The organism is Brevundimonas sp. (genome assembly GCF_018608325.1).
Taxonomy (GTDB): domain Bacteria; phylum Pseudomonadota; class Alphaproteobacteria; order Caulobacterales; family Caulobacteraceae; genus Brevundimonas.
Genome location: NZ_JABAZW010000028.1, coordinates 3930 through 8304 on the forward strand (window position 1 = coordinate 3930; position 4375 = coordinate 8304).

General features: G+C 66.7%; 6 protein-coding genes and 1 pseudogene. 1 reads left to right on the forward strand and 6 read right to left on the reverse strand.

Annotation, left to right across the window (positions count from 1 at the left end; genetic code table 11):
* Window positions 1–8: 8 nt before the first annotated feature.
* From QZ281_RS02740 to QZ281_RS02755, 4 genes are all read right to left on the reverse strand, one after another.
* The gene (locus tag QZ281_RS02740; protein WP_292224442.1) at window positions 9–1064 is read right to left on the reverse strand and encodes an alpha/beta hydrolase; all 1056 of its coding nucleotides are present in this window, start codon (window positions 1062–1064) and stop codon (window positions 9–11) included.
* Window positions 1061–1750, reverse strand: a complete 690-nt coding sequence (locus tag QZ281_RS02745; protein WP_363297260.1) for a methyltransferase — start codon at window positions 1748–1750, stop codon at window positions 1061–1063. The genes QZ281_RS02740 and QZ281_RS02745 overlap by 4 nt, the downstream gene beginning before the upstream one ends.
* Before the next feature lie 143 nt (window positions 1751–1893).
* Window positions 1894–2049: a hypothetical protein gene (locus QZ281_RS02750; RefSeq protein ID WP_292224444.1), complete on the reverse strand. Its 156-nt coding sequence runs from the start codon at window positions 2047–2049 to the stop codon at window positions 1894–1896.
* A gap of 108 nt (window positions 2050–2157) precedes the next feature.
* Window positions 2158–2970, reverse strand: a complete 813-nt coding sequence (locus QZ281_RS02755; RefSeq protein WP_292224446.1) for a methyltransferase domain-containing protein — start codon at window positions 2968–2970, stop codon at window positions 2158–2160.
* 274 nt (window positions 2971–3244) lie between these two features.
* Here QZ281_RS02755 and QZ281_RS02760 point away from each other — a divergent pair, with 274 nt between their 5' ends.
* Entirely contained in the window at window positions 3245–3718 is a 474-nt protein-coding gene (locus QZ281_RS02760) for an Hsp20 family protein (RefSeq protein WP_292224448.1), read from the forward strand.
* Window positions 3719–3770: 52 nt separating this feature from the next.
* On the opposite strand, the gene QZ281_RS02765 is transcribed toward QZ281_RS02760, so the two are convergent.
* Together QZ281_RS02765 and QZ281_RS02770 are read right to left on the reverse strand one after the other, a co-directional pair.
* On the reverse strand, window positions 3771–4247 hold the full coding sequence (locus QZ281_RS02765) for an RNA pyrophosphohydrolase (protein ID WP_292224451.1): 477 nt from the start codon (window positions 4245–4247) through the stop codon (window positions 3771–3773).
* A 5-nt stretch (window positions 4248–4252) separates the two neighbouring features.
* Window positions 4253–4375: pseudogene (locus QZ281_RS02770) on the reverse strand (divergent polysaccharide deacetylase family protein); the annotation flags it as partial.

The following is a 4375-nucleotide window of genomic DNA, read 5'->3' on the forward strand; positions in this document are numbered from 1 at the left end:
GCCCGTCGTCAGGCGACCGGCGCGGCCAGTTCCGTCACGTCTTCGGTGCGGGCGGACGGGTCGGCGGTCAGGCTGGGGTCGACAACAGGCGCGACCATGTCGGCCATGGCGTCGAACTCACGCAGGAAGACGCCGCGCATGTCGTCGGCCTCCATGATGATCTCGTGCTTGGCGCCGTGGACCTCGACATAGCGGCCGCGTCCCAGACGGCGCGCGGCCCAGCGGGCGGTTTGTTTCCAGACCACGTCGTCGGCGTCGGCCTGAACAATGGCCACGGGGATGTGCACGGACTTCAGCGCCTTGGGTTTCAGGACGCGCTCGCCAGCGTCGATGGCGAAGGCCAGCCAGCCATAGGTCGGACCGCCGATTCCCAGATGCGGACAGGCGTAAAGCTGTTGACGCCACATCTCATAGCGCCGCTCGTCCGAGGTCAGGGCGTCCTCAAGGAAGGTGTGGTCGAACGGATCGTCCGGGTCGCCCAGCAGATAGTCGCCTGCATTGCCGTTGCGGATGGCCCAGCGCACGGCCAGTTTCACCGACCACATCGACCGTTTGCCAGTCTTGATGCGCAGCATGGGGCTGGACAGGACTGCGCCCGCGAACCGCTGCTCGCCGCTTTCCAGCGTCAGCAGGTTGAGGCACGCGCCCATCGAATGGCCGACCATGATCCAGGGCTTGGGGCACTGGTCCTCAAAGGCGTTCAGCAGGCGGTTGTAGTCGTCCAGAAATTCTTCGACCGCGCGGGCGTGGCCCTTCAGTCGGTCGGGCAGCAGGCGGGCCGACAGGCCCTGGCCGCGCCAGTCGTGGGTCAGGACGCACCAGCCGCGCGCCTGCAGATTGCCGATGATCTCGAAATATTTCTCGATCGGTTCGGTGCGGCCGGGGCTGATCACGACGGTGCCGCGCGGTGTTTCGCCCTTCGGAAGCGACGGCTTCCACAGGGCGGCGCGCAGCCGCATGCCCCCGGCGCCGCGGAACCAGTCACCCTTGCCGCCAGGCGGAGAGGACGCGCCGGGCACGCCCATCAGGGGCGCATTGGCGGCGAAGGCTTGGGCGCGATTCACTCGGGCTTCCTGAACTTCAGTGTCATGCGGTCGCTTTCGCCGATCGTCTCGTACTTGGACCGGTCGAACTCGGGGTTTGCGGGTTGACCCCGAGGCGCGGTCAGGCGCGTCGGCGGCAGGGTATCGACCCCAAACGGGTGATTCTTGGTATCGGTTTCATTGGCGTTGATTTCAGAGCCTTCGACGAAGACGAACCCGGCTTCCGCCGCCAGTTGTCGCACGAAGGCTTCCTGCACATAGCCGTTGGCCGCCACCGGGTCCTGATCGCCCTCGGGCGACAGGCGGTGCTGCTCGATGCCCAGGACGCCGCCGGGACGAAGGGCGGCGAAGGCGTCCGAGAAGGCCTTTTCCGCCACGCCTGCCGCCATCCAGCCGTGGATGGTGCGCAGGAACAGGCACAGGTCCGCCGTGCCTGCCGGGACGACCGGGCCGGATGCGGCGCCGAAGGTGGTGAACTGCGGCTCGCCGTACAGCTTCTTGTCGGCGGAGAAACGCGACTGGAAGGCGGCGTTCAGCGCCGCCTGGGCCGGATCGGCGGTAGGGCCTTCGGGGAACAGGGCCGCAACATAGGTTCCGCCGCCCTTGGCCAGATAGGGGGCGATGATGTCTGTGTACCAACCGCTGCCGGGCCAGAACTCGACCACCGTCATGCGGGGCTGCAGTCCAAAGAAGCGCAGCGTCTCCATCGGGTGCCGATATTGATCGCGCGCCTTGTCCGCAGCCTGACGCCAGGGGCCTGCGACAGCCCATTCCAGCGAGCCTTCGGACGGGCCGGAAGGAGCGGCCGGGGCCTTGGCCGGCGCGGCCTTGGCGGCGGGAGCGCTGGCGTTCAGGGCGTCGCCCTTGGTGACGCGGCCGTCACGGCCTCTGTCTTGGTTTCCTTGCGGCGATTACAGCCCGAGGCGCCGATCAAACCCAGGGCGGCGGCCCCGGCCAGCAGAAAACGGCGTGACGGGCCGGCGACGGCCCCAGGAAAATCATGCATCAGACACCCGCGCAGAGCGTCGGCCCCCCAGGCCCGACAGACACTTCGGTCGGATGGGCTTAATCACGTTCGCCGCCAGCGTCAAAACCTGCATCGGATGAGACTGGATCATTCGGGTTTACGGAACCGCAGCGTCATGCGGTCGCTCTCGCCGATGGCGTCATAGGCGGCGCGTTCCTCAGCCGTCAGGGTGCGGCCGTTGGGATCATTGCGGACGGCGGACTGACGCACGGGGGGCAGGGTCCAGACGCCGAACGGATGGTTGTGGTCATCCTTGGGATTGGCGTTCAGTTCGCTGCGGGCCTCCAGCACAAAACCGGCGTTGCGGGCCTCGTGAATGACATAGCTTTCAGGCACATAGCCGGTGGAGGCGACGTCGGCGACGTTCAGGCCCTCGGCGCTGCGGTGCTGTTCGATGGCCAGCACGCCGCCCGGCTTCAACGCCTTGAAGAAGGCCTGCAGATAGGGCTGGGTCCGGTCGCTGCGCGCCCAGTTGTGGAAGGCGCGGGCCACCAGGATGAAGTCCGCCGAACCATCAGCGACGCCCATGCTCTCCAGAGGCTTGTCCACGCCGACGTAACGTCCGCCGGTCGCCGTCGCATAGGGTTCAAGGATGTGCCGCCACCAGCTGGCGCCGCCGGGTTCGACCTCCACCACCGTCATGCGCGGCGTCAGACCCCAGAAGGTCAGGGATTCATATGGGTGGCGATAGGTGTCGCGGGCGCGGTCGGCGGCGGGGCGGGCGTCTGAGGCGATGGCGGCCTGAAGGGCGGCGTCTTCCTCGAAGGTGGGGATGGCCGACGACAGGGCCGAGCGCGGCGGCGTCCACGGGGCGTCGGTCTGCTGGGTCGGCGTCTGGGCCATGGCGGGCGCGGCGGCCAGGGCCAGCGCCAGGATCGACAGAGATAGGGCGGCGCGCATCAACAACGTCTCCGTAAGGCGGTGGGCTTTCTTAGGCGGGCTTGGCGTCTGCGCAAATGAAGATACCGCGACGCCGGGCGCTTTGACGCAGTCTCACATCCCTTTGCGGCAGACCCTTGACGCCTCGGCGCGCCTTCCCATCTGAAGCTGTGAGAGCGCCGATCCCGGGCTCTCCAGACTGGCGGCGCCGATTTCGGGCTGTCGGGCTGAAACCCCAGCCGTCCGGGCCAAACCGCCGGGCGGACCAACCTTGCTGATCCTCAGGAGGATGCTGATGCGTACCTATGATTTCACCCCGCTGTACCGCACCGCCGTCGGTTTCGACCGTCTGGCCAACCAGTTGAAGAATGCGGCGACCCAGTCCGACAGCGGCTATCCCCCCTATAATATCGAGACCACGGGCGAGAACGCCTATCGCATCGAGATCGCCGTCGCGGGCTTCACCGCCGACGAGCTGAACATCGAGGTGAAGGAAAACCTGCTGACCGTCACGGGCCGTAAGACCGCCAACGACGACGCTGCGCCCCAGAAGACCTATCTGCATCGTGGTCTGGCCGAGCGTGATTTCGAACGCCGCTTCCAACTGGCCGACTATGTGATCGTGCAGGACGCCGATCTGGTGAACGGCTTGCTGTCCATCTCGCTGAAGCGCGAACTGCCAGAGGCGCTGAAGCCCCGCCGCGTCGAGATCGGCGCTGGCTCTTCGGTGATCGAAGGCAAGATCGAGAAGAAGGCCAAGGCCGCCTAAGCGGTTTTCAGGCTGAAACTATTGAAAGGGCGGCGTTCGCGCCGCCCTTTTTCTATGTCGCAAACCGACTGAAGGCGGCGACCACCTGCTCATAGGCCGGGCGTTTGAACGGCACGATCAGGTCGCAGGCCTCGGACAGACGGCCCCAGCGCCAGGCGTCGAACTCGATGTCCTTGTCCAGCGTCAGGTTGATCTCGCTGTCCTCGCCGGTGAAGCGGAAGGCGAACCACTGCTGTTTCTGACCCTTGAAACCGCGCCAGGCCTTGGCGTTGTTCATGGCCTCGGGTGGGAAGTCGTACAGCACCCAGTCGTCGGTGCGGGCCAGAAACTCGACCGAGGTGACGCCGGTTTCCTCGTGCAGTTCACGCAGGGCTGCGGCCAGCAGGTCTTCGCCTTCGTCCACGCCGCCTTGGGGGAACTGCTGGTTATGCGGCCCGGGCGTGGCGTGGCGCTGGCCGTACCAGACCAGACCGTCGCGATTGAACAGAACGACGCCCACATTGGGGCGATAGAGGCTTAGGTCCGTCATGGGTCTCAGCGGCCGGGGCGCAGCGTCATGGCCGAGGCAGGGGCCAGTTGCAGGCCGCGTTGCTCCAGCCCGGCGGTCCAGCGGGCGGCGGCCTCGACCGTCACCGGATAGGAGAAGCCGGTGCCCAG